This window comes from Sanguibacter suarezii NBRC 16159, assembly GCF_001552735.1.
Taxonomy (GTDB): Bacteria; Actinomycetota; Actinomycetes; order Actinomycetales; family Cellulomonadaceae; genus Sanguibacter; species Sanguibacter suarezii.
This window is the reverse complement of the sequence record NZ_BCRT01000015.1, coordinates 143,395-170,186: the sequence shown is the minus strand read 5'-3', so window position 1 is coordinate 170,186 and position 26,792 is coordinate 143,395. Positions and strand designations below refer to the sequence as shown.

General features: G+C 70.9%; 28 protein-coding genes. 26 read left to right on the top strand and 2 right to left on the bottom strand.

The window, feature by feature from the left end:
• Positions 1-102: 102 nt before the first annotated feature.
• The 11 genes from rimM (at position 103) to whiG (ending at position 9,318) form a co-directional block, all read left to right on the top strand.
• On the top strand, positions 103-696 hold the full coding sequence (gene rimM, locus SS2_RS10055) for a ribosome maturation factor RimM (RefSeq protein ID WP_066463626.1): 594 nt from the start codon (positions 103-105) through the stop codon (positions 694-696).
• Positions 697-1,473, top strand: a complete 777-nt coding sequence (gene trmD, locus SS2_RS10050) for a tRNA (guanosine(37)-N1)-methyltransferase TrmD (RefSeq protein ID WP_066463624.1) — start codon at positions 697-699, stop codon at positions 1,471-1,473. It begins immediately after the preceding gene.
• Between the two features lie 223 nt (positions 1,474-1,696).
• A complete protein-coding gene (gene rplS, locus SS2_RS10045) occupies positions 1,697-2,056 on the top strand; it encodes a 50S ribosomal protein L19 (protein WP_066463622.1) in 360 nt (119 codons plus the stop codon).
• A gap of 190 nt (positions 2,057-2,246) precedes the next feature.
• A complete protein-coding gene (lepB, locus tag SS2_RS10040; protein ID WP_083942111.1) occupies positions 2,247-2,966 on the top strand; it encodes a signal peptidase I in 720 nt (239 codons plus the stop codon).
• Positions 2,963-3,706, top strand: coding sequence for a ribonuclease HII (gene rnhB / locus SS2_RS10035; RefSeq protein ID WP_066463617.1), 744 nt, complete (start codon positions 2,963-2,965; stop codon positions 3,704-3,706). Before lepB ends, rnhB begins: the two co-directional genes overlap by 4 nt.
• 7 nt (positions 3,707-3,713) lie before the next feature.
• Positions 3,714-4,013 carry a DUF2469 domain-containing protein gene (locus SS2_RS10030; protein ID WP_066463616.1) on the top strand — a complete coding sequence of 100 codons (300 nt, stop codon included), beginning with the start codon at positions 3,714-3,716 and terminating at the stop codon, positions 4,011-4,013.
• A gap of 130 nt (positions 4,014-4,143) precedes the next feature.
• Positions 4,144-4,500: a YraN family protein gene (locus tag SS2_RS10025; RefSeq protein ID WP_066463615.1), complete on the top strand. Its 357-nt coding sequence runs from the start codon at positions 4,144-4,146 to the stop codon at positions 4,498-4,500.
• A complete protein-coding gene (locus tag SS2_RS10020) occupies positions 4,500-6,035 on the top strand; it encodes a YifB family Mg chelatase-like AAA ATPase (protein WP_066463614.1) in 1,536 nt (511 codons plus the stop codon). The genes SS2_RS10025 and SS2_RS10020 overlap by 1 nt, the downstream gene beginning before the upstream one ends.
• On the top strand, positions 6,032-7,246 hold the full coding sequence (dprA, locus tag SS2_RS10015) for a DNA-processing protein DprA (RefSeq protein WP_066463613.1): 1,215 nt from the start codon (positions 6,032-6,034) through the stop codon (positions 7,244-7,246). Before SS2_RS10020 ends, dprA begins: the two co-directional genes overlap by 4 nt.
• 159 nt (positions 7,247-7,405) lie before the next feature.
• Positions 7,406-8,338 (top strand): tyrosine recombinase XerC, encoded by a 933-nt coding sequence (locus tag SS2_RS10010; RefSeq protein WP_066463612.1) that lies wholly within the window; start codon positions 7,406-7,408, stop codon positions 8,336-8,338.
• Positions 8,339-8,355: 17 nt separating this feature from the next.
• Complete coding sequence (whiG, locus tag SS2_RS10005) at positions 8,356-9,318, top strand: RNA polymerase sigma factor WhiG (RefSeq protein WP_083942110.1); 963 nt, start codon at positions 8,356-8,358, stop codon at positions 9,316-9,318.
• 7 nt (positions 9,319-9,325) lie between these two features.
• Here the strand turns inward: whiG and SS2_RS10000 are convergent, their stop codons facing one another.
• Positions 9,326-9,988 (bottom strand): M23 family metallopeptidase, encoded by a 663-nt coding sequence (locus SS2_RS10000; protein WP_066463609.1) that lies wholly within the window; start codon positions 9,986-9,988, stop codon positions 9,326-9,328.
• A gap of 512 nt (positions 9,989-10,500) precedes the next feature.
• Between SS2_RS10000 and rpsB the strand changes: the two genes are divergently transcribed.
• From rpsB to SS2_RS09940, 12 genes are all read left to right on the top strand, one after another.
• Positions 10,501-11,415, top strand: a complete 915-nt coding sequence (gene rpsB / locus SS2_RS09995) for a 30S ribosomal protein S2 (protein ID WP_066463607.1) — start codon at positions 10,501-10,503, stop codon at positions 11,413-11,415.
• A gap of 89 nt (positions 11,416-11,504) precedes the next feature.
• Complete coding sequence (gene tsf / locus SS2_RS09990) at positions 11,505-12,344, top strand: translation elongation factor Ts (protein WP_066463605.1); 840 nt, start codon at positions 11,505-11,507, stop codon at positions 12,342-12,344.
• Between the two features lie 133 nt (positions 12,345-12,477).
• Positions 12,478-13,233 carry a UMP kinase gene (pyrH, locus tag SS2_RS09985; RefSeq protein ID WP_245643497.1) on the top strand — a complete coding sequence of 252 codons (756 nt, stop codon included), beginning with the start codon at positions 12,478-12,480 and terminating at the stop codon, positions 13,231-13,233.
• 78 nt (positions 13,234-13,311) lie between these two features.
• Positions 13,312-13,869, top strand: a complete 558-nt coding sequence (frr, locus tag SS2_RS09980) for a ribosome recycling factor (protein WP_066463604.1) — start codon at positions 13,312-13,314, stop codon at positions 13,867-13,869.
• The gene (locus SS2_RS09975) at positions 13,869-14,723 is read left to right on the top strand and encodes a phosphatidate cytidylyltransferase (RefSeq protein WP_066463603.1); all 855 of its coding nucleotides are present in this window, start codon (positions 13,869-13,871) and stop codon (positions 14,721-14,723) included. Before frr ends, SS2_RS09975 begins: the two co-directional genes overlap by 1 nt.
• Before the next feature lie 147 nt (positions 14,724-14,870).
• Positions 14,871-15,962: a dual-specificity RNA methyltransferase RlmN gene (rlmN, locus tag SS2_RS09970; RefSeq protein WP_066463602.1), complete on the top strand. Its 1,092-nt coding sequence runs from the start codon at positions 14,871-14,873 to the stop codon at positions 15,960-15,962.
• Positions 15,959-16,510 carry a DivIVA domain-containing protein gene (locus tag SS2_RS09965; RefSeq protein ID WP_066463601.1) on the top strand — a complete coding sequence of 184 codons (552 nt, stop codon included), beginning with the start codon at positions 15,959-15,961 and terminating at the stop codon, positions 16,508-16,510. Before rlmN ends, SS2_RS09965 begins: the two co-directional genes overlap by 4 nt.
• Before the next feature lie 4 nt (positions 16,511-16,514).
• Positions 16,515-17,702, top strand: a complete 1,188-nt coding sequence (dxr, locus tag SS2_RS09960) for a 1-deoxy-D-xylulose-5-phosphate reductoisomerase (protein ID WP_066463594.1) — start codon at positions 16,515-16,517, stop codon at positions 17,700-17,702.
• Between the two features lie 82 nt (positions 17,703-17,784).
• Complete coding sequence (locus tag SS2_RS09955; protein WP_066463592.1) at positions 17,785-19,101, top strand: M50 family metallopeptidase; 1,317 nt, start codon at positions 17,785-17,787, stop codon at positions 19,099-19,101.
• Positions 19,102-19,207: 106 nt separating this feature from the next.
• The gene (gene ispG / locus SS2_RS09950; RefSeq protein WP_174523198.1) at positions 19,208-20,341 is read left to right on the top strand and encodes a flavodoxin-dependent (E)-4-hydroxy-3-methylbut-2-enyl-diphosphate synthase; all 1,134 of its coding nucleotides are present in this window, start codon (positions 19,208-19,210) and stop codon (positions 20,339-20,341) included.
• Between the two features lie 84 nt (positions 20,342-20,425).
• On the top strand, positions 20,426-21,337 hold the full coding sequence (locus tag SS2_RS09945; protein WP_066463581.1) for a GNAT family N-acetyltransferase: 912 nt from the start codon (positions 20,426-20,428) through the stop codon (positions 21,335-21,337).
• A gap of 54 nt (positions 21,338-21,391) precedes the next feature.
• Positions 21,392-23,167 (top strand): proline--tRNA ligase, encoded by a 1,776-nt coding sequence (locus tag SS2_RS09940; protein WP_066463579.1) that lies wholly within the window; start codon positions 21,392-21,394, stop codon positions 23,165-23,167.
• Positions 23,168-23,330: 163 nt separating this feature from the next.
• On the opposite strand, the gene SS2_RS09935 is transcribed toward SS2_RS09940, so the two are convergent.
• The gene (locus tag SS2_RS09935) at positions 23,331-24,500 is read right to left on the bottom strand and encodes a ferritin-like domain-containing protein (RefSeq protein ID WP_157607285.1); all 1,170 of its coding nucleotides are present in this window, start codon (positions 24,498-24,500) and stop codon (positions 23,331-23,333) included.
• Positions 24,501-24,660: 160 nt separating this feature from the next.
• Between SS2_RS09935 and rimP the strand changes: the two genes are divergently transcribed.
• The 3 genes from rimP to SS2_RS18135 are packed head-to-tail and all read left to right on the top strand — an operon-like array spanning position 24,661 to position 26,738.
• Entirely contained in the window at positions 24,661-25,197 is a 537-nt protein-coding gene (rimP, locus tag SS2_RS09930; protein WP_066463572.1) for a ribosome maturation factor RimP, read from the top strand.
• Between the two features lies 1 nt (position 25,198).
• Positions 25,199-26,326 (top strand): transcription termination factor NusA, encoded by a 1,128-nt coding sequence (gene nusA, locus SS2_RS09925; RefSeq protein ID WP_066463569.1) that lies wholly within the window; start codon positions 25,199-25,201, stop codon positions 26,324-26,326.
• Entirely contained in the window at positions 26,304-26,738 is a 435-nt protein-coding gene (locus tag SS2_RS18135) for a YlxR family protein (RefSeq protein WP_369405212.1), read from the top strand. The genes nusA and SS2_RS18135 overlap by 23 nt, the downstream gene beginning before the upstream one ends.
• Positions 26,739-26,792 lie beyond the last annotated feature (54 nt).

Genomic DNA, 26,792 nt, shown 5'->3' with positions numbered 1-26,792 from the left:
TACCCGCGTCGGGTGCCAGGGACGAGACTGATGAATCCTTGTTAGACCTGTTGAACCCGATGCCGCGCACCGCCTGCTGTGCCGACAGCCCAAGGAGTGGTTATGGAACTGACCGTCGCCAAGATCGGTCGTGCGCACGGCCTGCGCGGAGAGGTCGCGCTGGATCTGCGCACCGACGACCCCGAGCAGCGCTTCGCCGTCGGGCAGGTGCTGCGCACGGTGCCCGCTGAGGCCGGGCCGCTGACGGTGACCGCCAGCCGGATCCAGAACGGCCGCTGGCACGTGACCTTCGCCGAGCTGACCGACCGCACCGCGGCCGAGAACGCCCGCGGCATCGAGCTGGTCGTGGACGCCGACGTCTCCGACGAGGAGGACGCCTGGTACCCCCACGAGCTCAACGGGCTGCGCGCCGAGCTCACCGACGGCACGGTGGTCGGGGAGATCATCGGCCTCGAGCACCTGCCCGCCTCGGACATGCTCGTGCTGCGTGAGACGGACGGGACGCGCACCCTGGTGCCCTTCGTGCGCGTCATGGTCCCGGTCGTCGACGTCGCCGGTGGCAAGGTCGTCCTCGACCCGCCCGGCGGGCTGCTGGCCCGGGACGCGGAGAACCTGGAGGTCGCCCTCCCCGAAGGCACCGAGGAGCGCGACGCCGACGGCACGGACGGTGCGAGCGACGACGAGGGTGACCGCTAGATGCGCATCGACGTCATCTCGATCTTCCCCGACTACCTCGCACCGCTGAGCCTCTCGCTCGTGGGCAAGGCGGCCCAGTCCGGCCTGCTCGAGCTCGGGGTGCACGACCTGCGCAGCTGGACCACCGACCGTCACCGCACGGTCGACGACACGCCCTTCGGGGGCGGAGCGGGCATGGTCATGCGCCCGGACGTGTGGGGAGCCGCCCTCGACGAGGTGCTCCAGCCCGGTGGGACGCTCATCGTCCCGACGCCCTCGGGGGAGACCTTCACCCAGCGGGTGGCGGAGTCCCTGGTGAGCGAGCCCCAGCTGGTGTTCGCGTGCGGACGCTACGAAGGGATCGACGCCCGGGTCGCCGAGCGGCACCGCCGCGCCGGCGGGACCGTGCGGGAGATGTCCATCGGGGACTACGTCCTCAACGGCGGTGAGGTCGCCTCCCTCGTCATGATCGAGGCCGTCGCGCGGCTGCTCCCCGGGGTCATCGGCAACCCGGCCTCCCTCGTGGAGGAGTCCCACGGCGAGGCGGGCCTGCTCGAGTACCCCGTGTACACCAAGCCCCCGTCCTGGGCGGACCTGGACGTCCCTGAGGTGCTGCTCAGCGGTCACCACGCCAAGATCGTGCGGTGGCGCCGCGACCGGGCGATCGAGCGGACCATCGAGCGCCGCCCCGACATGATCGAGGCCCTCGACCCGCGCAGCCTGGACAAGGCCGACCTCGCGCTGCTGGCCGGGCACGGCTGGTTCCCCGGGCCCGACGGCGCGCTGCGCCGGTCCTGAGGAGCGCCCGCCCTCGACGGGTGTGGCAGAATGTGTCCTTGGTGTGTGCTGGACCGGACTCTGCCACAGGGGCGTCCACCTCAGCACGTGCACCAGCCCGACACGACGAGCTCGCCGAGCTCGCCATGCCGGTCGGTGCGGATCCAACCTCATCTGCGAAACGGTCTCGCCTCGTGCGCGGCCCACAACACGCTCCTGACCTGTGGCAGGGCGGGGAGAACACATGAAGAAGCTCGACCTGGTCGACGCAGCATCGCTGCGTACCGACATCCCGGCCTTCCGCGCCGGCGACACCGTCAAGGTCAACGTCAAGGTCGTCGAGGGCACCCGCTCCCGCGTCCAGGCGTTCCAGGGCGTCGTCATCGCCCGCCACGGCGGCGGCGTCGGCGAGACGTTCACCGTCCGCAAGATCAGCTTCGGTGTCGGTGTGGAGCGCAAGTTCCCCATCAACGTCCCCTCGATCGAGTCCATCGAGGTCATCAGCCGCGGTGACGTCCGTCGCGCGAAGCTGTACTACCTGCGCAAGCTCCGTGGCAAGAAGGCCAAGATCAAGGAGAAGCGCGAAGCGTTCCCCGCGAAGTGACGTGGCACCCGGGCGCCGGTGACGGTGCGCGGGTCCGCTGAGCTTGGCCGCACGTCGACAGACGTGCAGGGCATGTGAGCACGACGACGGGCGGTCACCCACGCGGTGGCCGCCCGTCGGCACGTCCCGCTCCGCCGGCCACCAGGTCGGCGTCCGAGCGTTCGATGAATGAGCCGAGAGGTGGCACAGTATGCGGGTGACCTCCGACGAACAGGCTGCAGAGCAGATCGCGACTCCCAAGCCGAAGAAGGGCTCCTTCCTCAAGGAGGTCTTCATCATCCTGGTCAGCGCCCTCGTGCTGTCCTGGATCATCAAGTCGTTCTTCGTGCAGGCCTTCTTCATCCCCAGCGGGTCGATGGAGGACACCCTCGTGGAGGGGGACCGCATCCTCGTCTCCAAGATGGTGCCCGGCGTCTTCGACGTCCACCGCGGGGACGTCGTGGTGTTCAAGGACCCCGGCACGTGGCTGCAGGGCATGGCCACCCCTGAGCGGACCCCGTTCCAGCAGGCTGTCACCGACGGCCTCACCTTCGTCGGGCTGCTGCCCCAGGACGCGGGCGAGCACCTCGTCAAGCGTGTGGTCGGGGTGGGCGGCGACCACGTCAGGTGCTGTGACTCCGCGGGGCGCGTCACCGTCAACGACGAACCCGTCGACGAGCCGTACCTCAAGCCCGGCTCGGTGCCCTCGGTCATCGAGTTCGACCAGATCGTGCCCGACGACTTCCTGTGGGTGATGGGCGACAACCGCGCCCACTCCTCCGACTCCCGCTACAACGGCGGCAGCCCCGGCGGCGGCTTCGTGCCCGTGGACAACGTGGTGGGCACCGCCTTCGTCAAGGTGTGGCCACTGAGCAGCGTGGGCTGGCTGCGCAACCCCGGTGAGACCTTCGAGGACGTCCCAGAACCGTGACCAAGCGCGTCAAAGTCCCCCCGGTCTTCGCTGACCTCACCCACGAGGGCGAGCTGCTGGCCGGTGGGGCACGGCTGGTGGCCGGCATGGACGAGGTGGGCCGCGGTGCCCTCGCCGGCCCGGTGAGCGTGGGCGTGTGCGTGGTCGACGCCGCGACCGGCACCTGCCCGGTCGGGCTGACCGACTCCAAGGTGCTCACCGCCCGCGCCCGCACCGAGTACCTCCCGCTCATCGACGCCTGGGCGCTGGCCTACGCGGTCGGGTCGGCGACGCCCGCCGAGATCGACGCCCTCGGCATCATCCGGGCGCTGCGGCTGGCCGGGCAGCGTGCCTTGACGGAGGTGGCCCGGGTGGTCGGTGCCGTCGACGTGGTGCTGCTGGACGGCTCCCACGACTGGTTGACCGAGCCCGAGCCGGACCTGCTCAGCCTGCTCGACGACGCCCCCGCGGCCCCTGCGCCGCGCGACTACCACCCGCCCTGGGTCCACACCCGGGTCAAGGCTGATCTGTCGTGCGCCTCGGTCGCGGCCGCCAGCGTCGTGGCCAAGTGCGCCCGCGACGCGGAGATGACCTCCTTGGCCAAGGTCCACCCCGAGTACGGCTGGGTGGGGAACAAGGGATATGGCTCCTCCCAGCATGTCGCGGCGCTGACGACCCTGGGTCCCAGCCCTCTGCACCGGGTCAGCTGGAACCTTCCCGGCGTGGGCGGTGCGCCCCGAGCAGGGGTCGATGGTCCATGATGGTGCAGTGAGCGCTGAGGACCTAGAGAACTACGAGACCGACATGGAGCTCGCGCTGTACCGCGAGTACCGCGACGTGGTGCGGCTTTTCGCCTATGTGGTGGAGACCGAGCGACGGTTCTACCTCGCGAACAACGTGGACCTGCAGGTGCGGTCGGCTGCGGGCGAGGTGTACTTCGAGCTGAGCCTGAGCGACGCGTGGGTGTGGGACGTGTACCGCTCCAAGCGCTTCGTGAAGTCCGTGCGGGTCGTGACCTTCAAGGACGTCAACGTCGAAGAGCTGATCCAGGCCGAGCTCGAGCTCTGACGCCGGGCACGGCGGTGGCTGGGACAGACGTCCTCCACAGGTCGTGCTCGCCGGGCTGAATCCACTGCGGTGAGCCCCCAGCACGCGCCCTCGCCGGCCGCCCACCCACAGTGGGTGCCGGAGGTGGGTCATGACAACGAGCCGAGCAACGATCGGTCGCCACGGGGAAGACATCGCGGCGAGGTACCTCGTCGACGCCGGGTACGTCCTGGTCGACCGCAACTGGCGGGGCACCCGCGGCGAGCTCGACATCGTGGCCAGAGACGGCGACGAGATCGTCGTGGTGGAGGTCAAGACCCGCTCGGGGCTGGGCTTCGGCCACCCGGCCGAGGCAATCACCGCCGCCAAGCTGGCACGGCTCAAGCGGCTGGCCGGGCAGTGGCTCGGTGAGCACTCCCCGCGAGCGGCCTCGGTGCGCATCGACGTCCTCGCGGTGATCCTCGTGCCCTCCGGCGCGCGCGTGGAGCACATCACGGGGATCAGCTGATGGCGCTCGGGCGCACCCTCGCGGTGGCGCTGCTCGGGCTGCGCGGGCACGTGATCGAGGTCGAGGCGCACCTCGCGGCCTCGGTCCCTGGTTTCTCCCTCGTCGGCCTGCCCGACGCCGCCCTCGCGGAGTCCCGTGACCGGGTCCGGGCAGCCCTGTCCTCGGCCGGCCTCGTGCTGCCCCAGCGCAAGGTCACCGTCAACCTCTCCCCGGCCTCCCTGCCCAAGACGGGCTCCGGATACGACCTCGCGATCGCCGTCGCGATGCTCGCCGGTGCCCGCCTCATCGACCCGAGCGCGCCGGCGCAGGTGGTGCACCTGGGTGAGCTCGGCCTGGACGGTCGGGTGCACTCGGTGCGCGGGGTGCTGCCCGCGGTGGTGGCGGGCCTGCGTCACGGTGTCACCCGCTTCGTCGTTCCTGCCCAGGACGAGGCGGAGGCGCGCCTGGTCCCGGGCGCGACGATCCTCGCCGTCCACACCCTGGCCGAGGTCGCCCACGCCTACGGGGCGCAGGTGGCAGTCCCGGCCGCCACCGCCAGGCCGTTCCTCCCGGTCGCCGCGCCGCCGCCGGGGGAGCGCGTGGACCTGCGCGACGTCGTCGGGCAGCTGCAGGCGCGCGCGGCGCTCGAGGTGGCCGCTGCCGGCGGGCACCACCTGCTCATGGTGGGGCCGCCCGGAACGGGCAAGACGATGCTCGCTGCGCGCCTGCCCGGCCTGCTGCCGGACCTCACCGAGGCCGAGGCGGTCGAGGTGACCTCGGTCCACTCCATCGCGGGGACCTTCGACCCGAGTGACGGCCTCATGGTCCGCCCACCCTTCGAAGACCCCCACCACACAGCGACCCCGGCAGCCGTGGTCGGCGGAGGGTCGGGGGTGCCCCGGCCGGGGGCAGCGTCCCGGGCCCACCGCGGCGTGCTCTTCATGGACGAGGCTCCGGAGTTCTCCCCTCGGGTGCTGCAGACCCTGCGCCAGCCGCTCGAGCACGGCGAGCTGGTCATCCAGCGCGCGGCGGGCAGTGCCCGGTACCCCGCGCGGTTCCAGCTCGTGCTGGCGGCCAACCCGTGCCCCTGCGGCCTGGCGATCGGCAAAGGTCTGCACTGCACGTGCACCCCCATGGCGCGGCGACGGTACTTCGCGCGACTGTCCGGGCCGCTGCTCGACCGGGTGGACCTGCAGGTGGAGGTCCACCCGGTGACCCGGCTCGACGTCACCGCCGAGGCGCGAGGGGAAGGGACGGCGCAGGTCGCGGCGCGGGTGGCCGCGGCCCGGGCCGCCGCGCTCGACCGCCTGGCCGGGACGTCCTGGACCACCAACAGCGAGGTGCCCGGCACCTGGCTGCGCGCCCGGCTCGGCGGGGACCGGTCGCTGCTCGGTGATCTGGACCGCGCGCTCGAGCGCGGCACGCTTAGCCTGCGTGGCGCGGACCGGGTGCTGCGCGTGGCCTGGACCCTGGCGGACCTCGCCGGGCGGGGAGCGCCCGCAGCGGTGGACATCGGCCAGGCGCTCGCGCTGCGGACCCGGGGGAACGGGCAGTGACCGCCCTCGACCTGGCAGAGGTCACCCTGGCCAGGGCGGCCTGGAGCAGGATCGTCGAGCCCGGGGACGTGGTCGCCGGGGCCCTCGTGGCGGGCGTCGGCCCGGTCGCGGCACTGCGCTGGCTGACGGCCATGGACACCGGCCCCGCGTCGGTCCGCCACGGCGTGAGGCGTCTGTGCGACCACCTCGACGTGCCCGACGCCGGCGCGCGTGGCCGCATGGAACGCGCGGTCGCGCGGTGGCAACCGCGTCTGGCGGGGCTCGACCCGCGCCGTGAGCTGAGCGTGCTCTCGCGCCTGGGCGGCCGGCTCGTGGTCCCGGAGGACTCGGAGTGGCCGCGCCGGCTCACCGACCTGGGCGCCGGTGCTCCGATGTGCCTGTGGGTGCGGGGGCAGGCCCCCGTGGCGGCGACGCTGGAACGGGCGGTGGCGCTGGTGGGGGCGCGGGCGAGCACGGACTACGGGGAGCGGACAGCTGCGGAGCTCAGCCTCGGCCTGGGGGACCGCGGCTTCACGACGGTCTCCGGTGGCGCCTACGGCATCGACGCCGCCGTGCACCGGGGGTCGCTCGCGGCGGGCCGCGCGACCGTGGCCTTCTTGGCCGGCGGCGTGGACCGGCTCTACCCGGCCGGGAACGCCGACCTGCTCCGGGCGGTGACGCAGGGGCCGGGGCTGCTCATCAGCGAGGTGCCTCCGGGCTCGGTCCCCAGCCGCGTCCGGTTCCTCAAGCGCAACCGGCTCATCGCCGCGGCCGGCTCGGCGACGGTCGTGGTGGAGGCTGCCTGGCGGTCTGGGTCGTTGGCCACCGCGGCGCTGGCCGTGGACCTGCTCCGTCCGGTGGGCGCGGTCCCGGGGCCGGTGACGTCGATGGCGTCGGCGGGGTGCCATCGGCTGCTGCGGGAGGGACGCGCGGTCTGCGTCACCGACACCGACGAGGTCTGCGAGCTGGCCGGTGGCCTGGGGGAGGAGGGGGTGGCGGCTCGAGCGCGGGAGGACTCTCGCGAGCGGGCGGCGCACCGGCCCCACGACGGGCTCGACCCGGCGACGGCCCTCGTCTTCGAGGCTGTTCCGGTACGCCGCGCAGCCGAGGTCGAGGCCATCGTGCGAGCAGCCGGGGTGAGTCCTGCGGAGGGCCTCGCAGGGCTCGGCAGGCTCGAGCTCACCGGTCTCGTCCGCCGCGACGGCGCAGGCTGGAGACGTACGGTAACGTGAAAACGTTGATCATTTAGTCACAGTGAGGGTGAAATTTGTTTGGATGCCTGCCATTTACCCCTAGTTTTTCATACGAAGGCATCCTAAAATGGACATGACTGCACGATTCCTCTCGGTCTGCATCTTGAATCCTGTGCCCAGAACCGCCACCGTAATGCCATGCAGTCGGTAGCCGATGGTTCGCAGAGCAGCGAGGTGCCCAACGTCCTGGGCGACTTCGCGCTGCACCTGAGCGCGCAGCGCGGCCTCTCGGCACACACGGTCCGCGCCTACACCTCGGACCTCGAGCAGCTCTTCCTCTTCGCCCAGGGGCAGGGCGTGGAGTCCTACGCCGAGATGGAGCTGTCGACCCTGCGCGGGTGGCTCGCCGAGATGGCCTCCCGCCAGCTGTCGCGCTCGACCGTGGCCCGGCGCGGCGCCGCCGCTCGCACCTTCTTCGAGTGGGCCGCGCGGACCGGACGGATCGAGCAGGACCCGGCAGCCCGCCTCGCCAGCCCGCGCCAGCACAAGGTGCTGCCGACCGTGCTCGCGGTGAACAGCGCGGCGACGCTCATGGACGCCGCCCGGGACCTCGCCGTCGAGGGAGGGCCCGCTGACCTGCGCGTCTGGGCCTGCGTCGAGCTCATCTACGCCACCGGTGCCCGCGTCGGGGAGATCGTCGACCTCGACGTCCGCGACGTCGACCTCGACCAGCGGTCCGTCCGTGTGCTGGGCAAGGGAGACCGGGAGCGCATCGTGCCCTTCGGTGTCCCGGCCGCTGCGGCGCTGCGAGCCTGGCTCGAGCGCGGACGTCCTGCCCTGGCCACCTGGTCCACCGCGGACGCGCTCTTCGTCGGTCAGCGGGGTCAGCGCTGGGGCCAGCGCCAGGTGCGCGACGCCGTGCACCGGCTCTCCGCGATCGCCGGCGTCGACGACGTCGCCCCCCACGACCTGCGCCACTCGGCCGCGACCCACCTCCTGCAGGGCGGATCCGACCTGCGCACCGTGCAGGAGGTCCTCGGTCACGCGACCTTGGCCACCACCCAGCGGTACACCCACGTCTCCGCCGAACGGCTGCGGTCGTCCTATCAGCTCGCGCACCCGCGCGCATAAGAGAGTTCGAGTCCACCATGACAGCTTCGAGCGCCATCGCCACGGCTCCGCCCATCGCGGTGACCGTCGCCTCCCGTGGCGACCAGCCCGCGCAGACGACGTCGCGCCCGGCGCGGTCCGGCCTGCTGCACGAGCGCCTCGACCAGGCTGCCCAGCGCGCGGGTGCGACCCGGCAGGCCCCGGTGGACGCGTCCCAGGACCGTCGGGACCGCGTCGCCCAGGACGAGATCCTCGAGGTGTGGGAGCAGTACAAGGCGACCAAGGTCGCATCCCTGCGTGAGCGCCTCATCCTCAACTACGCCCCGCTCGTGGCGATGGTCGCCTCGCGGGTCGGCATGAAGCTGCCGAGCTCGGTCGAGCACGCCGACCTCGTCTCCTACGGGATGTTCGGCCTCATCGACGCGATCGAGAAGTTCGAGATCGGTCGCGACGTGAAGTTCGAGACCTACGCCAACTCCCGCATCCGCGGTGCCATCCTCGACGAGCTGCGCGCCGTCGACTGGATCCCGCGCTCGGTGCGGTCCAAGGCCCGTGCGGTCGACCGCGCCCACGCCGAGCTGGAGGGCACGCTGCACCGCGCGCCGTCGGCCACCGAGATCGCCGCGCACATGGAGATCCCGCTGGCTGAGCTGCGGGCCATCCAGAGCCAGGTGTCCACCGTGAACCTGGTCGCCCTCGACGAGGTGCTGGGCGCCGGGGAGCGCATGGACCAGGTGAGCGTGCTGGACACCGTCCAGCGTGCCAAGACCCATGACCCGGCCGGCACCTTCGAGGCGAAGGAGACGAAGTTCCTGCTCTCACGCGCCATGGACCAGCTCGGTGAGCGCGAGAAGATCATGCTGGTGCTCTACTACTACGAAGGCATGACCCTGGCTGAGATCGGGCGCGTGCTGGGCGTGACGGAGTCGCGGATCTCCCAGATGCACACCGCCGCGATGATCCGCCTGCGGGCCAAGCTCACCCAGAGCGAGAGCAGCTGACTGCAGCTCACTGCCCCCCGTCCGGACCGGGGAGCGCGGTTCGCCTGCGTGTGGCCCCACGGGGTGCGCGACGACGTTGCTCCCTCGGGAGCAGGACGACGGCCTCGACGACCCCGAGCAGCAGGAGCGGGTCCAGGTACTCCTCGCCGCGGCGCACGCCCCAGTGCAGGCAGTGCGCCGGGGCGCAGTGCGTCGACGCCTCGGGCGCCAGCACGCCCACGACGGCGCCGGCCTCCACCCGAGCGCCGACGGCATGGCCGGCCGCCACCGGCTCCAGGGTGGACCGCAGCCCGTCCGGATGGGTGATGACCATGAGCGGACGGTCGACGACCACACCGGCGAAGGTCACCGTCCCCGCCCGGGGGGCCAGCACGTCCGAGGAGGCGGGGAGTGACAGGTCGACGCCTCGGTGCCCGGCGCCCCAGGCAGGACCGGGATCGACGAACTCGTGCAGCACGATCCCCTGATCGAGGAGCTCCGCACGGCTGCGACCTGTCAGTGCCCCGGCCCCTGGGACGGGAAGGGCATAGCCCGCTCCGGTCGGTGGGCCCACCTTCGTCACCTGATCGGCGGTGACCAGGACCGCGTCCGCCCGCGCGTGCGGCGGCCCGCCCGCGGCACCGGCTGCGCCTGCCGTGGGCGCGACGGCGAGCAGTGCGCAGAGCGCCACGGCGAGCCTGCGGCGAGTCGCACCACCCAGGCGACGCGGCGAGGGTATCCCCGGAGCCTGAGAGCGTCGCGGAGCCCCGCGGTGCCGCGTCGGGCGGGCACGAGGCCTGCCATGAGGACGGGCGAGACGTGGGGCGGGGGCGGGGTGCTCGGAGTGCATGGCCTGATCGTGCCGTGAGGCGACCTGGGCCGAGGGAGAGCGCCGGGGCGGCTGTGCGCAGGCCTGTCCATCCACAGGGATGAAGTCAGGTAGACTGATAGATGCGATCGTCATGTTCGTGCTGCTCCCGGGAGATCGGGGGCGGTCGGCCGACGATCGACTTCACGCACCAGTCGACCGGCCGAGCCGGTCAGGCGCGACGACAGCGGTCCGGGGCAACCCGGCGTCGTCGACCTTGGTGCTAGGGGCGTCCTTCGAACCGGAGGCGCCGGCAACCGATATGCGGTCCGCGAGGACCGCCACACATGCGTGCGATGAGGGACCAAGTCCCGATCGCATCGAAAGGAAGTGCCATGGCCGTTGTGACCATGCGCCAGCTCCTCGACAGTGGTGTCCACTTCGGACACCAGACCCGTCGCTGGAACCCGAAGATGAAGCGGTTCATCTTCACGGAGCGTAACGGCATCTACATCGTCGACCTCCAGCAGTCGCTGTCCTACATCGACACCGCGTACGAGTTCGTCAAGGAGACGGTCGCCCACGGTGGATCGATCCTCTTCGTCGGAACGAAGAAGCAGGCTCAGGAGCCCGTCGCCGAGCAGGCTGCGCGCGTGGGCATGCCCTACGTCAACCACCGCTGGCTCGGTGGCATGCTCACCAACTTCCAGACCGTCAACAAGCGTCTGCAGCGCCTCAAGGAGCTCGAGCAGATCGACTTCGACGACGTCGCTGGAAGCTCCTTCACCAAGAAGGAGCTGCTCATCATGCGTCGCGAGCGTGACAAGCTCGCCAAGACCCTGGGCGGCATCCGCGACATGGCGAAGGTCCCCTCCGCCGTGTGGATCGTGGACACCAACAAGGAGCACCTGGCCGTCGACGAGGCGCGCAAGCTGCGCATCCCGATCGTCGCGATCCTGGACACCAACTGCGACCCCGACGTCGTGGACTACAAGATCCCCGGCAACGACGACGCCATCCGCGCCGTCGCGCTGCTCACCCGCGTGATCGCGGACGCGGTCGCCGAGGGCCTCATCCAGCGTCACGCCGGCAAGTCCGGCAGCGACGCCGGTGCAGCCGCTGAGCCGCTGGCCGAGTGGGAGCGCGAGCTCCTCGAGGCTCCCGTCGCCGCTGAGGCCGAGGTCGTCGTCTCCGCCGACGCGCCCGCCGAGGTCGTCGAGGAGGTGGCCGCCGCTGAGGCTGCTGCCGAGGCTCCCGCCGCTGAGGCTCCCGCAGCCGAGGCTGCTGCCGACGAGGCAGAGTCCAAGTAGGTAGTGCGTTCCGGGTGGCCGTCTGAACTCGTTCAGACGGCCACCCGACCTGTAGAACCCGTCTCTTCACGCAAAAGGACACAAAGACTATGGCGAACTACACCGCCGCTGACATCAAGGCACTGCGCGAGCGCACCGGTGCCGGCATGCTCGACGTCAAGAAGGCTCTTGACGAGGCCGACGGCAACGCTGAGAAGGCTCTCGAGATCATCCGCATCAAGGGTCTCAAGGGCGTCAGCAAGCGCGAAGGCAACGCGACCTCCGAGGGCCTCGTCGCCCTCGTCGTCACCCCCACGGACGCGGGTGAGGTCGGCACGATGATCGAGCTCAACTCCGAGACCGACTTCGTCGCCAAGAGCGACAACTTCATCGCACTGTCCGAGCAGGTCCTCGCCGCTGTCGTCGCGAGCGGTGCCACCGAGACCGAGGCAGCCCTGGCCGCCGACGCCGACGGGCAGACCCTGGCCGAGCTCATCAGCACGACCGCTGCCACGCTGGGCGAGAAGATCGTCCTGCGCCGCGTCGCGAGCGTGAGCGCCCCCAAGGTCACCAGCTACCTGCACCGCACGAGCACGGACCTCCCGCCCTCGATCGGTGTCCTGGTGGGCACGGACGAGGCCGGCGCCGCCGTGGGCAAGGACATCGCCCAGCACATCGCCGCGATGACCCCCACGTACCTCAGCCGCGAGGACGTCCCCGCCGACGTCGTCGCCAGCGAGCGTCGCATCGCCGAGGAGACCTCGCGCAACGAGGGCAAGCCTGAGGCTGCGCTGCCGAAGATCATCGAGGGACGCCTGAACGGGTTCTTCAAGGACGTCGTCCTGCTCGAGCAGCCGCTCGCCAAGGACCCGAAGAAGACGGTTGCGAAGACCCTCGAAGAGGTCGGCGGCTCCGCCACCAGCTTCGTGCGGTTCCGCGTCGGCTCCTGACACGCATCACCGGTCGCCCGGCCCGCAGCATCTGCGGGCCGGGCTTCCGCACACAGTGGCACGGCCCGCGGGGATACCGCCCGACGTCACCGCTAGACGACACCACAGCACGACACGCGGGATAGGAACACACGTGAACCAGGGCAACATCGACACGACCACGAGCGACGCTCACCCGGGCGAGGCACGCCGGGTGCTCCTCAAGCTCTCCGGCGAAGCCTTCGGCGGCGGCCAGATCGGCCTCGCCTCCGCTGTCGTGCGGCGCGTCGCCGCCGAGATCGCCGACGCCGTCTCAGCGGGCGTGCAGGTCGCGATCGTCGTCGGAGGAGGAAACTTCTTCCGTGGCGCCGAGCTCTCCCAGCAGGGCTTGGACCGCTCCCGCGCCGACTACATGGGCATGCTCGGGACGGTCATGAACTGCCTCGCGCTGCAGGACTTCCTCGAGCAGGCCGGAGTCAGCACCCGGGTGCAGACCGCCATCGCCATGGGCCAGGTCGCCGAGCCGTACATCCCGCTGCGCGCCATCCGTCACCTCGAGAAGGGCCGCGTCGTGATCTTCGGCGCCGGCGCCGGCATGCCGTACTTCTCGACCGACACCGTCGCTGCGCAGCGGTCCCTGGAGACCCACTGCCAGGAGGTGCTCATGGGCAAGAACGGCGTCGACGGCGTGTACTCCGCCGACCCTCGCACCACCCCCGACGCGGTCAAGCTCGACCAGCTCACCTACACCGACGCTCTCGTGGAGGGCCTCGCCGTGATGGACGCGACCGCGCTCAGCCTGTGCCGGGACAACGACGTGCACATGCGCGTCTTCGGCATGGACACGCCTGGGAACGTCACCCGAGCGCTGCTGGGTGAGAAGATCGGCACGCTGCTCACCGCAGACTGAAGCCAGATGGCTGACGAGTGTCAGCCACGACCCTGCCACGCCGACCGTGTGGCGCTCAATCGTGATGAAGGAGTACCGGTGATCGACGAGACTCTCCTCGAGGCTGAGGACAAGATGGACAAGGCGATCGAGGTCGCCAAGAACGACTTCGCGAGCATCCGCACCGGGCGCGCCAGCGCGGCCATGTTCTCCCGGATCGTCGTGGAGTACTACGGCGCGCCGACCCCGCTGCAGCAGCTCGCCTCGTTCAACACCCCCGAGGCCCGCACCATCCTCATCACGCCCTTCGACAAGGGGGCGCTGGCCGGCATCGAGCGTGCGCTGCGCGACTCCGACCTCGGCGTGAACCCGAGCAACGACGGCAACGTCATCCGGATCGTGCTGCCGATGCTCACCCAGGAGCGTCGCAAGGAGTACGTCAAGCTCGCCAAGACCAAGGCCGAGGACGCCCGCGTCTCCCTGCGCAGCGTCCGCCGCAAGGCCAAGGAGACCCTTGACCGTCTGGTCAAGGACGGCGAGGCCGGCGAGGACGAGGGCGCGCGCGCTGAGAAGGAGCTCGAGGCCATCACCAAGCGCCACGTCGAGGCCGTCGACGCGTTGCTCGCCAACAAGGAAGCCGAGCTGCTCGAAGTCTGATGACCGAGCCAGCTTCCTCCGAGGCTGTCCCCGTCGTCTCACGCGGGGGCAGGAACCTGCCCGTCGCCATCGCCGTCGGGCTCGCCCTGCTCGCCGCGGTGGGCGGGTCGTTGTACTTCCGCAAGGAAGTGTTCATCGTCTTCGCGCTGCTCGCGATCGGCGCGGCGCTGTGGGAGCTCTCGCACGCCTTCGCCCGCCGCGGCGTGCACATCCCGCTGCTGCCCCTGTGGGTCGGCACGGCTGGCATGCTCATCTCGACCTACACCGCCGGCTCCGAGGCCCTCATGGTCTCCTTCATCCTCACGGTGGCGGGGCTGGTCGTGTGGCGTGTGGTCGACGGCGGCGGGACCGCCGCCGTGCGCGACGCCGCGGCGGGCATCTTCGCCGCCGCCTACCTGCCGCTCATGGCGGGGTTCGTCATGCTCATGCTGGCTGCGGACAACGGCCGTGAGCAGGTGCTGCTGTTCATCCTGCTCGCAGTGGCCAGCGACGTCGGCGGCTACTTCGCGGGGGTGCGCTTCGGTCGCCACCCGCTGGCACCGACCGTCAGCCCGAAGAAGAGCTGGGAGGGTCTGGCCGGGTCCTTCGTGCTCGCCCTCGCCGTCGGGCTGGTGGGCTCGGTGTTCGTGCTCCAGATCAACCCCGCGATCGGCCTGACGCTCGGCTTCCTCACCCCGCTCACCGCGACGCTGGGTGACCTCGCCGAGTCGATGATCAAGCGCGACCTAGAATTGAAAGACATGGGGACGCTGCTCCCTGGCCACGGCGGGGTCCTGGACCGGCTGGACTCGATGCTCCTGACAGCACCGTTCGTCTACCTCCTGTTCTCCGTCGCCCCCAACGTGGCGACCTGACCTCCCGCGGCGGTGTCGTGACCCGGCCCCGCCGCACATCTGACTGCAAGTGACTGGACTGTGAACATGGCTGGACAAGAGACTGCGCAAACGAGTGGACTGACGGCTGCCCAGTCGGCAGGCCTGAAGACGCCGCTCTCCCTGACGATGGCCGCGCCCAAGCGCGGCAAGGCTCCCCGCCACTTCGCGGACATGACCCCCGAGGAACGGATCGAGGCGGTCACCGCGCTGGGGGAGAAGCCCTTCCGCGCCAAGCAGCTGGCCAACCACTACTTCACGCACCTCACCGCAGACCCCGAGGACATGACTGACCTGCCCAAGGCCAGCCGTGACCACCTGGTCTCCCAGCTCTTCCCCGAGCTGCTGACCAAGGTGCGCACGATGGAGGCCGACGGCGGCACCACGGTCAAGACGCTGTGGCACCTGCACGACAAGGTCAAGGTCGAGTCGGTCCTCATGCGGTACACCAACCGCTCGACCCTGTGCGTCTCGAGCCAGGTCGGCTGCGGCATGGCCTGCCCCTTCTGCGCCACCGGCCAGCTGGGCCTGACCCGGAACCTGTCCACTGCCGAGATCGTCGAGCAGATCCGCCTCGCGGCGAAGTCCCTCGCCGACGGCGAGATCCCCGGTGGCCCCACCCGCCTGAACAACCTCGTCTTCATGGGCATGGGCGAGCCGATGGCCAACTACAAGGCCGTCATGGGCACCGTGCGCCAGGCGATCGCCCCGACCCCGGACGGGCTGGGCATGTCCGCCCGCAACATCACCGTCTCGACGGTGGGCCTGGTCCCGGCGATGAACAAGCTGGCCAAGGAGGGCATCCCGGTCACCCTGGCGCTCTCCCTGCACGCCCCCGACGACGAGCTGCGCAGCGACCTCGTGCCGATCAACACCCGCTGGTCCGTCGACGAGGTGCTCGACGCCGCACGCAACTACTTCGAGGTCACCGGACGCCGCGTGAGCATCGAGTACGCGCTCATCCGCGACATGAACGACCACGCGTGGCGGGCGGACCTGCTGGGGGAGAAGCTCACCGCCCGCGGACAGGGCTGGGTGCACGTCAACCCCATCCCGCTCAACCCGACACCCGGGTCCATCTGGACGGCGAGCGATCCTGCGGTCGAGGACGAGTTTGTGGCACGCTTGCGAGGTCACGGCATCCCCACGACCATCCGTGACACCCGCGGCAGCGACATCGATGGTGCCTGCGGGCAGCTCGCTGCGGAGGAAGCGTCATGACAAAGGTGTTCTCAACGGTCTCCAAGCTGCGCGTCGGCTATGACACCGAAGAGGTCGACGACTTCTTCGATCATGCCCGCGAGGTGTACGAGGGCTCCGCGACGGAGCCGTTGACCAGTCGAGACATCCAGACCTGCGCCTTCGACCTGACCCGCGGCGGCTACTCCACCGCCGAGGTCGACGCCGCGCTGGCACGCCTGGAGAGCGCCTTCGTCGCTCGTCAGCGCTATGAGTTCACCCTCGCTCGCGGCTCCGACGCGTGGATGGCTGACCTGGCCGAGCGCGCCCAGTCGCTCTACGGCCGCCTGGCCCGTCCGGCCGGTGACCGCTTCGCCCGGGCCGAGCGCGGCGAGCCCGCCTACGACACCGACGACGTCGACGACCTGTGCGACCGTCTGGTCACCTACTTCGACCGGACCGCCGCGATCTCCGCGCACGACGTGCGCAGCGCCGTCTTCCGTCGCCGCAAGGGCCGTGGCGGGTACGCCGAGGCGCCCGTCGACGCCTTCTTCGCCCGCGCCGTCGAGGTCCTGCTCGGTGTCGAGTAGCCAGATGTCGTCCTCGCGCAGCGTCGCCCTGCTGGGGTCGACCGGCTCGATCGGGACCCAGGCCCTCGACGTCGTGGCCCGTCACCGCGACCGGTTCGAGGTCGCCTCCCTCAGCGCCGGGGGAGCATCGGTCGAGCTGCTCGCGGAGCAGGTGGTCGACTTCGACGTGCCGGTCGTCGCGATCGCCGAGCCCGCAGGCCGCGAGGCGCTCGTCGAGCGCATCGCGGCGCGCCAGCGGGAGACCGGCCGGCTGGTCCGACCGGTCGAGGTGCTCACCGGCCCCGAGGCCGCGACCACCCTCGCCGGCGCGGGGGCCGACGTCGTGCTCAACGGCATCACCGGGTCGGTGGGGCTCGGCCCCACGCTGGCCGCGCTGACGGCCGGGTCGTCGCTGGCCCTGGCCAACAAGGAGTCCCTCGTGGTGGGTGGGCAGCTCGTCAAGGACGCCCAGCTCCGCGACGACCAGATCGTCCCCGTGGACTCCGAGCACTCCGCGATCGCCCAGTGCCTGCGCTCGGGCGCCCCGCGCGAGGTGCGCCGCCTCATCCTCACCGCGTCCGGCGGCCCGTTCCGCGGCTGGGTCCGCGACGCGGTCAAGTCCGTCACGCCCCAGGCGGCCCTCGCCCACCCGACGTGGTCCATGGGGCCGGTCGTGACCATCAACTCCGCGACGCTCATGAACAAGGGGCTGGAGCTCATCGAGGCGCACCTGCTCTTCGACGTGCCGGTGGCTGACATCACCGTCGTGGTGCACCCGCAGTCGGTGGTGCACTCCATGGTGGAGTTCGTCGACGGATCGACCATCGCCCAGGCCTCCCCGCCGGACATGCGCCTGCCGATCGCCCTCGGGCTGAGCTGGCCCGAGCGGCTCCCCGACGTCGCCGTCCCCTGCGCGTGGGCGGACCCCACGTCATGGACCTTCGAGCCCCTCGACGAGACGGTCTTCGGTGCTGTGCGCCTGGCCCGCGAGGTGGCCGAGGCCTCGGGCACGTACCCGGCCGTGTACAACGCCGCGAACGAGGAGTGCGTCGCGGCGTTCCTGGCGGGTCGGATCGGCTTCCTCGACATCGTCGACACGGTCCAGCAGGTCGTCGCCGAGCACCACTCGGTCAGCACCCTCTCCCTCGAGGCGGTGCTCGAGGCGGAGGTCTGGGCGCGGCGTCGTGCACTGGAGCTGCTGGCTCGGCGCTAGGCGCTCGAGCCTCTCGGCAAGCTCTCAGAAACTACCGGCATCATGTGGTGGACCGGTCTCTCACCCAGCATCAGGAGAAATCATGGCCTACCTCGTGGGCGTGCTCGTGCTCGTCGTCGGTCTGCTCGTCTCGATCGCCCTGCACGAGGTCGGGCACATGGTTCCCGCGAAGAAGTTCGGCGTGCGGGTCAGCCAGTACATGGTCGGGTTCGGGCCCACGCTGTGGTCGCGCACCCGGGGTGAGACCGAGTACGGCATCAAGGCGATCCCCCTGGGCGGCTACGTCCGCCTCGTGGGCATGTACCCGCCCGGCGACCCGCGGCGCACGGCGAAGAAGGGCCGCTTCGCCGAGCTCATCCAGTCCGCCCGGGACGCCAGCACCGAAGAGATCCACCCGGGGGAGGAGCACCGCGCCTTCTACAACCTCTCTGCGCCCAAGAAGCTCGTCGTCATGCTCGGCGGGCCGGTGATGAACCTGCTCATCGCGGTCGTGCTGTTCACCGCCGTGGTCGTGGGCTTCGGGACCTTCGGACCCACCACCACCCTCGACTCCGTCGCCGAGTGCGTGCTCCCGGCGGACGCGCCGGCCGACGCCACGTGCTCCCCGACCGACACTCCGGCGCCGGCGGCCGCCGCCGGTCTGCAGCCGGGGGACACCATCGTCGAGTACGGCGGCGAGCCGGTCTCCACGTGGGACGAGCTCGCCTCCCGCATCGCCGACACCGGCCCCGAGGCGACGCCCATCGTCGTCGAGCGCGACGGCAGCCGCGTCGAGACCACGGTCACGCCGGTGGTCGCCGAGCGCCCCGTCGTGGACGACGCCGGTCTGCTCGTCTACGACGAGGACGGCGAGCTTGCCACCGCCCCGGTCGGCTTCCTCGGCATCGGCCCCACCGAAGAGCTCATCCCGCAGTCGGCGACCGTCGTGCCCGCCATGATCGGCGAACGCCTGGAAGCCACCGCCAAGGTCATCCTCACGCTGCCTCAGCGTCTTGTCGACGTCGCTCAGGCGGCCTTCGGCACCGAGGAGCGGGACGTGAACTCCGTCGTGGGCGTCGTGGGGATCGGACGCTTCGCCGGTGAGATCGCCTCGGCGGACGTCGAGGGCTACGACCTGCAGATGCGGACCGCCAACCTGCTCATGATCGTCGCGGGGCTGAACATCGCCCTCTTCGCCTTCAACCTCATCCCGCTGCTGCCGCTCGACGGCGGGCACGTGGTGGGCGCCCTCTACGAGGGCGGGCGCCGCCAGGTCGCACGCTGGCGCGGCAAGCCGCGTCCACTCCCGGCGGACACCGCACGGATGATGCCGCTGGCCTACGGGGTGTTCGTGCTGCTCGCGGGCATGGGCGTGCTGCTCATCTACGCGGACATCGTCAAACCCATCCAGATCATGTGAGGAGTGGGCGGATCGTGTATGCGTCGGGCACGAAGGTCCGTGTCGGGTCGGTGCACGGCCTGAGGAGGGGGATACTGGTTCCGTGAGTCTTCCGATCAGTCTTGGCATGCCCGCAGCCCCCCCGCCCGTCCTCGCGCCCCGGCGCAAGACCCGCAAGATCAAGGTCGGCAAGGTCGACGTCGGGGGCGACGCTCCGGTGAGCGTGCAGTCCATGTGTACGACGCAGACGACCGACATCAACGGGACGCTCCAGCAGATCGCGGCACTGACCGCGGCCGGCTGCGACATCGTCCGGGTGGCCGTCCCCACGAGCGACGACGCCCTGGCCCTCAAGGCCATCGCGACGAAGTCCCAGATCCCGGTCATCGCCGACATCCACTTCCAGCCCAAGTACGTCTTCGCCGCGATCGACGCCGGCTGCGCGGCTGTGCGCGTCAACCCCGGCAACATCCGCAAGTTCGACGACCAGGTCAAGGAGATCGCGAAGGCCGCCAGCGACGCGGGCGTCTCGATCCGGATCGGCGTCAACGCCGGGTCCCTCGACCCGCGTCTGCTGGCCAAGTACGGCAAGGCGACCGCCGAGGCGCTCGTGGAGTCCGCCGTCTGGGAAGCCTCCCTCTTCGAGGAGCACGGCTTCCACGACTTCAAGATCTCCGTCAAGCACAACGACCCGGTGGTCATGGTGCGCGCCTACCAGCTGCTCTCCGAGCGCGGCGACTGGCCCCTGCACCTGGGAGTCACCGAGGCGGGTCCGGCGTTCCAGGGCACCATCAAGTCCGCGACCGCCTTCGGGGCGCTGCTGTCCCAGGGCATCGGCGACACGATCCGGGTGTCCCTGTCCGCTCCTCCCGTCGAGGAGGTCAAGGTGGGCATCCAGATTCTGCAGTCCCTCAACCTGCGCCCCCGCAAGCTCGAGATCGTCTCCTGCCCGTCCTGCGGGCGGGCCCAGGTGGACGTGTACACGCTGGCCGAGAAGGTCACCGCGGGCCTGGAAGGGCTCGAGGTCCCGCTGCGCGTGGCCGTCATGGGCTGCGTCGTCAACGGGCCCGGAGAGGCCCGCGAGGCAGACCTGGGGGTCGCCTCCGGCAACGGCAAGGGGCAGATCTTCGTCAAGGGCGAGATCGTCAAGACCGTTCCCGAGGCGCTCATCGTCGAGACGCTCATCGAAGAGGCCATGCGGATCGCTGAGACCATGGAGAAGACCGCTGAGGGTGGTGCGCCGACCGTGACGGTCGGCTGAACCAGCATCAGCACTGACGGACGTGAGGGTGCGGACCGGGTGGCCGGAGGCCGCGAGGCCGCCGGGCGGGAAGAAGGAGGCGTCATGAGACCGTTGCGCCTGTCGTCTCGCCGTTCGCCCGCTGTCCGCGTCCTCGACGACCACGAGCTGCCCCAGGCGCTGGCCGTCTGCGCCCAGGATCCTGTGGCCTCGGTCCTGGCTGCCAGCCGGATCGAGGCGTGCATCGCCGAGCCGCTGCAGCGCGGCACGGGCCAGGTGTGGGGCTTCCCCGCGACCGGTCCGCTCGAGGCCGTCTGCTGGGCGGGCGCCAACCTCGTCCCGGTGGTGCCGAGCCCCGACGCCGAGATCCTCGACGCCTTCGCCCACCAGGCGCGGTTGCAGGGGCGTCAGTGCTCCTCGATCGCCGGGCCGGCCGACGCCGTGCTCGGGCTGTGGCGGCGGCTGGAGCACGCGTGGTCAGCGCCCCGCGACGTCCGGTCCGACCAGCCGTCGCTGCGGATCGCCGGCGACCCGCTCATCGAGCCTGACCCCGGCGTCCGCCATGCCACCCTCGACGACCTCGATGACCTCGTGCCCGCCTGCGTGGCGATGTTCGAGGAAGAGGTCGGCTACTCACCGATCACCTACTCCGGGCGGGCCTACACCCAGCGGGTGCGCAGCCTGGTGACGGAGCGCCGGGCGTTCATCGCCCGGGCGGCTCGCCCGGTGCCCGGCCCCGTCCCGCAGCCGGGGGAGCGGACCGGTGAGATCGTGTTCAAGGCTGAGCTCGGCGCGGTGACCAGCGCCGTCGCGCAGGTGCAAGGAGTCTGGGTGGACCCGCGGCACCGGGGGCGCGGGCACAGCGAGCCCGGGATGGCCGCTGTGGTCGCCGCGGCTCGCTCGGAGGCGGCGGGGATCGTCTCCCTCTATGCCAACTCCTACAACGCCCGTGCCCTTGCGGCCTACCACCGGGTGGGCTTCGAGCAGGTCGGTACCTTCGCCACGGTCCTGTTCTGAGCGGGAGCGGCCCCGCTGTCCCGGCGAGTTGTCAGCAGCGACTAGGCTCAGCACATGCTGCTTCGCCTCTCCACACTGTTCGTCCGTACGCTGCGCGAGGACCCGGCTGACGCCGAGGTCGCCAGCCACCGTCTGCTGGTGCGCGCCGGCTACATCCGCCGCGCCGCCCCGGGCATCTACACCTGGCTGCCGCTGGGCCTGCGGGTGCTCGCCAAGGTCGAGGCCATCGTCCGCGAGGAGATGGAGGCCGCCGGAGCGCAGGAGGTGCACTTCCCCGCGCTGCTGCCGCGCGAGCCCTACGAGGCGACCGGTCGCTGGACCGAGTACGGCCCCAACCTCTTCCGGCTCAAGGACCGCCGTGAGGCGGAGTACCTGCTGGCCCCCACCCACGAGGAGATGTTCACCCTCCTGGTCAAGGACCTGTACTCCTCCTACAAGGACCTGCCCGTCACGCTGTTCCAGATCCAGACCAAGTACCGCGACGAGGCTCGTCCCCGCGCAGGGCTGATCCGTGGACGCGAGTTCATCATGAAGGACGCCTACTCCTTCGACATCGACGACGCCGGGCTCGAGGCCTCCTACCTCGCCCAGCGCGCGGCCTACGAGCGGATCTTCACCCGCCTGGGCCTGGAGTACGTCATCGTCGCAGCGACCTCCGGGGCGATGGGCGGCTCGCGCAGCGAGGAGTTCCTCACCCCGACGGCGATCGGCGAGGACACCTTCGTCCGCTCGCCCGGCGGCTACGCGGCCAACGTCGAGGCCGTGGTGACCGTCGTCCCCGAGCCGCTCGACTACTCCGGCGCGGCTGCCGCGCACGTGGAAGAGACCCCTGACACCCCCACGATCGCCTCGCTCGTGGAGCTGGCCAACGCCAAGCACCCCCGGGCCGACGGTCGCGAGTGGACCGCTGCGGACACCCTGAAGAACGTCGTGCTCGCCGTGACGCAGCCCGACGGCAGCCGCGAGCTGCTCGTCGTCGGCCTGCCCGGTGACCGTGAGGTGGACCTCAAGCGTCTCGAGGCGGCGCTCGCGCCGGCCGAGGTCGAGCCGGCGGGAGAGGGCGACTTCGCCAAGAACCCCGAGCTGGTCAAGGGCTACATCGGCCCCAAGGCCGTCGGCCGCCTGACCACCGGCGTCGAGACCGCCATCCGCTACCTCGTCGACCCGCGGGTCGTCACGGGGACCTCCTGGATCACGGGCGCCGACGAGGCAGGCAAGCACGTCTTCGACCTCGTGGCCGGGCGTGACTTCACCCCCGACGGCACGATCGAGTGCGCCGAGGTCCGTGCCGGGGATCCTGCTCCCGACGGCTCCGGCCCCCTCGAGCTGGCCCGTGGCATCGAGATCGGCCACATCTTCCAGCTGGGACGCAAGTACGCCGACGCTCTGGGGCTCAAGGTCCTCGACGTCAACGGCAAGCAGGTCACGGTGACCATGGGCTCCTACGGGATCGGCGTCACCCGCGCCCTGGCGGCCCTCGCCGAGGCCAACCACGACGACAAGGGCCTGGCCTGGCCGGCGCACGTGGCACCGGCCCAGGTGCACGTCGTGGCGACCGGCAAGGACCCGGCCGTCTTCGAGGCTGCCGAGTCGATCGCGCAGACCCTCTCGGCGCGCGGCGTCGAGGTGCTCTACGACGACCGCCCCAAGGTCTCGCCCGGGGTCAAGTTCGCCGACGCCGAGCTGCTCGGTGTGCCGCTCGTCGTCGTCGTGGGCCGCGGCCTGGCCGAGGGTGTCATCGAGGTCCGCCCGCGCGTGGGCGGGGAGTCCGAGCAGGTCCCCGTCGACCAGGCCACCGACCGCATCGCGGAGATCATCGACGCCTTGTAGCCGTCGAGGGGCCTGCCGCTCCCGCACTCACCCTGCGGCGGCGGCAGCCCACCCGTTTCACAACAGAAGCCTCTGCCGTGACCTTGTCGGTCACGGCAGAGGCTTCTGTTCTGTGCCGAGGGGACGGCGGGTGGGGAGCCGGCGGGGTCAGGAAGCGGCGGGGTCAGGAACCGGTGGGGTCGGACTGCTCGGGCATGCCGGGGAAGGGCGCCAGGGGCGCTCCCCAGGCCCGGGCGGCTGCGCTGGAGTCCACGAGGAGGTCGGCCATGGCGGCGCGGTTCTCGGCGTCGACCTGCCCGGTGAAGGTCGCGTAGGTCGTGGCCAACGTCTCCTCGAGGTCGACCGCGAGCTCGGCCATGGCCTCGGCCGAGGTGACCACCGACGCCCCGTCCGCGGTCGTGGGCAGGGCGTAGGCGACCTCACGCGGGTCGGACGCGGTGCCGTCGAGGGAGGCGAGCTCGGCCCAGGTCTGCGCCCGTTCCCGGTGCACCCGGGCCCGTTCCTGCGCCAGTGCGCGCGGGCCGTCGGACAGCCGGGCAGCGATCACCTCGTAGGCGAAGCCGGCCGCGTCCTCGCTGCGCACGACCGTGGTGAGGTCGGTCGCGGAGAGGTTCAGCGGCAGCGCCGTCGGCATCTGCGTGCTGAAGGCCTCCGGCAGCACCAGCTCCGCGCCGGTCTGGGCGGCGAGGGCGCGGGCGCTGTCGAGCTGGCTCGCCGCGACCGAGGCGTACACCCGCGCGAGGAGACCGTCGGTGGGGGTGGCGAGCGATCCGCGGGCCCGGGCGGCGGACTGCGCGAGCAGCGCGACGACGTCCGAGGTCGTGGCGGGCGCGGGGTCTGCCGTCGGCGTGACGGGCGCCGTGGCGGTGGCGTCGCCGGAGGGGACCGACCCTGGCTCGAGCTCGGTCTGTCCCTGGTCGCCCGAGCCGCTGTCGGGGTCCTCGGCGATGCCCGAGGAGTACACCCCGCCCAGGGCGGCGATGTGCAGGTCGGCGAAGTCGGTGATCTGGGCGAGCCCGGCGGCCTCGGGGGACTCGGCGCCCACCCCGGCGAGGGCTTGGGAGGCAGCGTCCTGGACGGCGAGGGCGTCGGCGACCATCGCCTGACGCGACACCTCGTCGGCGTCGGGCACCGGCTCGACGGGGCCGGGGCCCTCCAGCCGCAGGCCGCAGCCGCTCAGCACGAGGAGCGCCAGCAGTGTGCTGATCATCACGCTCGCGGCACGGGTGCGCTGGCGAGCAGGCGGAGCCGCTGCTACGGGGAGAGATCCGCAGGTCTGTGCGGCGCAGACGGGGGAGTGCGGGGCGGTGTTCATCGCCACCGATGATGTCATGCTCGGATGTGCGCGGGTGGGAGCAGCGCCGGTGCGAGCCTGCGCAGAGGTCGCCGTGCGGTACCCGGTCGCGGACTCGGTAGTCTTGTCCTCAGTAGTGACAACAACACACCGGTCTGATCCATGCCCGGTGGGCTATGGAGCCGACGGGAGTGAACTGATGGTGGCATCTTCTACCGCAGACAAGGTGGCGGAGGCGGTCCGCCCCGCTGTCGAGAACGCAGGACTGGTTCTCGAAGAGGTCAAGGTCGCGCCTGCGGGCGCGCGCACCGTGGTCCGCGTGATCGTCGACCTCGGTGAGGACGAGTCCGGCTCGTTGAGCCTGGACCAGGTCGCCGAGGTCTCCCGTGAGATCTCCGACCTGCTGGACGTGCACCCCGCGCTGCCGGGGGCCTTCACCCTCGAGGTGTCCTCCCCGGGCACGAGCCGCCCGCTGACCGAGCTGCGCCACTTCAAGCGGGCGCGCACCCGGATGGTCGCTGTCACGCTGCAGGACGGCACGAGCTTCACCCGGCGCCTCACGGCCGTCGACGGCGACGAGCTGGTCTTCGACGACGGTGAGCAGACGGTGTCCCACGGCGACGTCGCCACCGCCCGCGTCGAGGTCGAGCTCAAGCGCGCCGCCTCGATCGATGAGAGCGAATTCGTAGATTTTGAAGGGTCGGACTCTTCCGACCAGATGGATGATGAGGTCTGAGATGGACATCGACATGAGTACGCTCCGCATGCTGGAGCGTGAGAAGGACATCAGCCTCGACGTGCTCATCTCGGCGATCGAGCAGGCGCTCGCTCTCGCCTACCAGCGCACCCCCGACGCTCAGCGCACGGCACGGGTCGAGGTCGACCGCAAGACCGGCCACGTGACGGTGTGGGCTCGCGAGGAGTACGAGATCGAGGACCCGTCGTGGACCCCGCCGGCTGCCACCGAGGAGTCGGACGAGGACGAGGACCTCGACGACGACGAGGCAGAGGCCGCCGCAGCGGCGCGGGCAGCGGCCCAGACGCCGCGGATGATCCGCACCCTCGGCCCCGAGTTCGACGACACCCCGAGCAACTTCGGGCGGATCGCCACGTCGACCGCGCGCCAGGTCATCCTCCAGCGTCTGCGTGACGCCGAGGACGACCAGGTCCTGGGCCAGTTCCGGGACAAGGAGGGCGAGGTCATCGCCGGCGTCATCCAGCAGGGCAACGACCCTCGGGTCGTCCTGGTGGACGTGGGCGGGACCGAGGCCGTCCTCGGTGCCCACGAGCAGGTGCCCACGGAGAGCTACGTGCACGGCGAGCGGCTGCGCGCCTACGTGCTCGACGTCTCCCGCGGGATGAAGGGGCCGCAGATCTCTCTGAGCCGCACCCACCCCAACCTCGTCCGGAAGCTCTTCGAGCTCGAGGTCCCCGAGGTCGCCGACGGGTCGGTCGAGATCGTGGCGATCGCCCGTGAGGCGGGGCACCGCACCAAGATGGCTGTGCGGGCACGTGTGGCCGGCCTCAACGCCAAGGGTGCCTGCATCGGCCCGATGGGTCAGCGGGTGCGCGCGGTCATGGCCGAGCTGCACGGCGAGAAGATCGACATCGTCGACTACAACGAGGACCCGGCCGCCTTCGTGGCGAGCGCGCTGTCCCCGGCCACTGTGACGTCCGTGACTGTCGTGGACGCCGAGGCCCGTGCCGCACGGGTGATCGTGCCGGACTTCCAGCTCTCTCTGGCCATCGGCAAGGAGGGGCAGAACGCCCGTCTGGCCGCCAAGCTGACGGGCTGGCGGATCGACATCCGGTCCGACGGCGGCGCGCCTGAGACCGACGATCGTGGCACCTCCGACGAGAATTAGGTCACGCGCGGTGGGTCGGCACGGTAGACTGTCGGAGTCTGGGTCACCAAACCCGACGTCCACACGTGCGTCCGCTCGGTCTGCTGCACCCTCGACCAGCTCGGTCGAAGGCAGCGGGCCGGTACGAACGTGCGTTGGGTGTCGTCAGCGTGACTCCCAGGCGCAGATGATCCGGTTCGTGGCGGGTCGGAGCGAGACCACTGGCACCCTCGGTGTCGTGGCGGACCTCCGCCGCGTCCTTCCGGGTCGTGGTGCTTGGTTGCACGCCTCCACCGAGTGTGGGGAGCTGGCTATCCGGCGTAATGCGTTCCCCCGTGCGCTCCGTGCGTCGACGGGAATTGAAGACTTGACCCGAACGTTGGGATCCGTGTCCCACGTCAGCACGACACGTCGACAAGGAAGCGGGTTATGAAGCCGATGGGCACCCGATGAGTACTCAGCGATGAGTTCCCAGTACTAACGACGG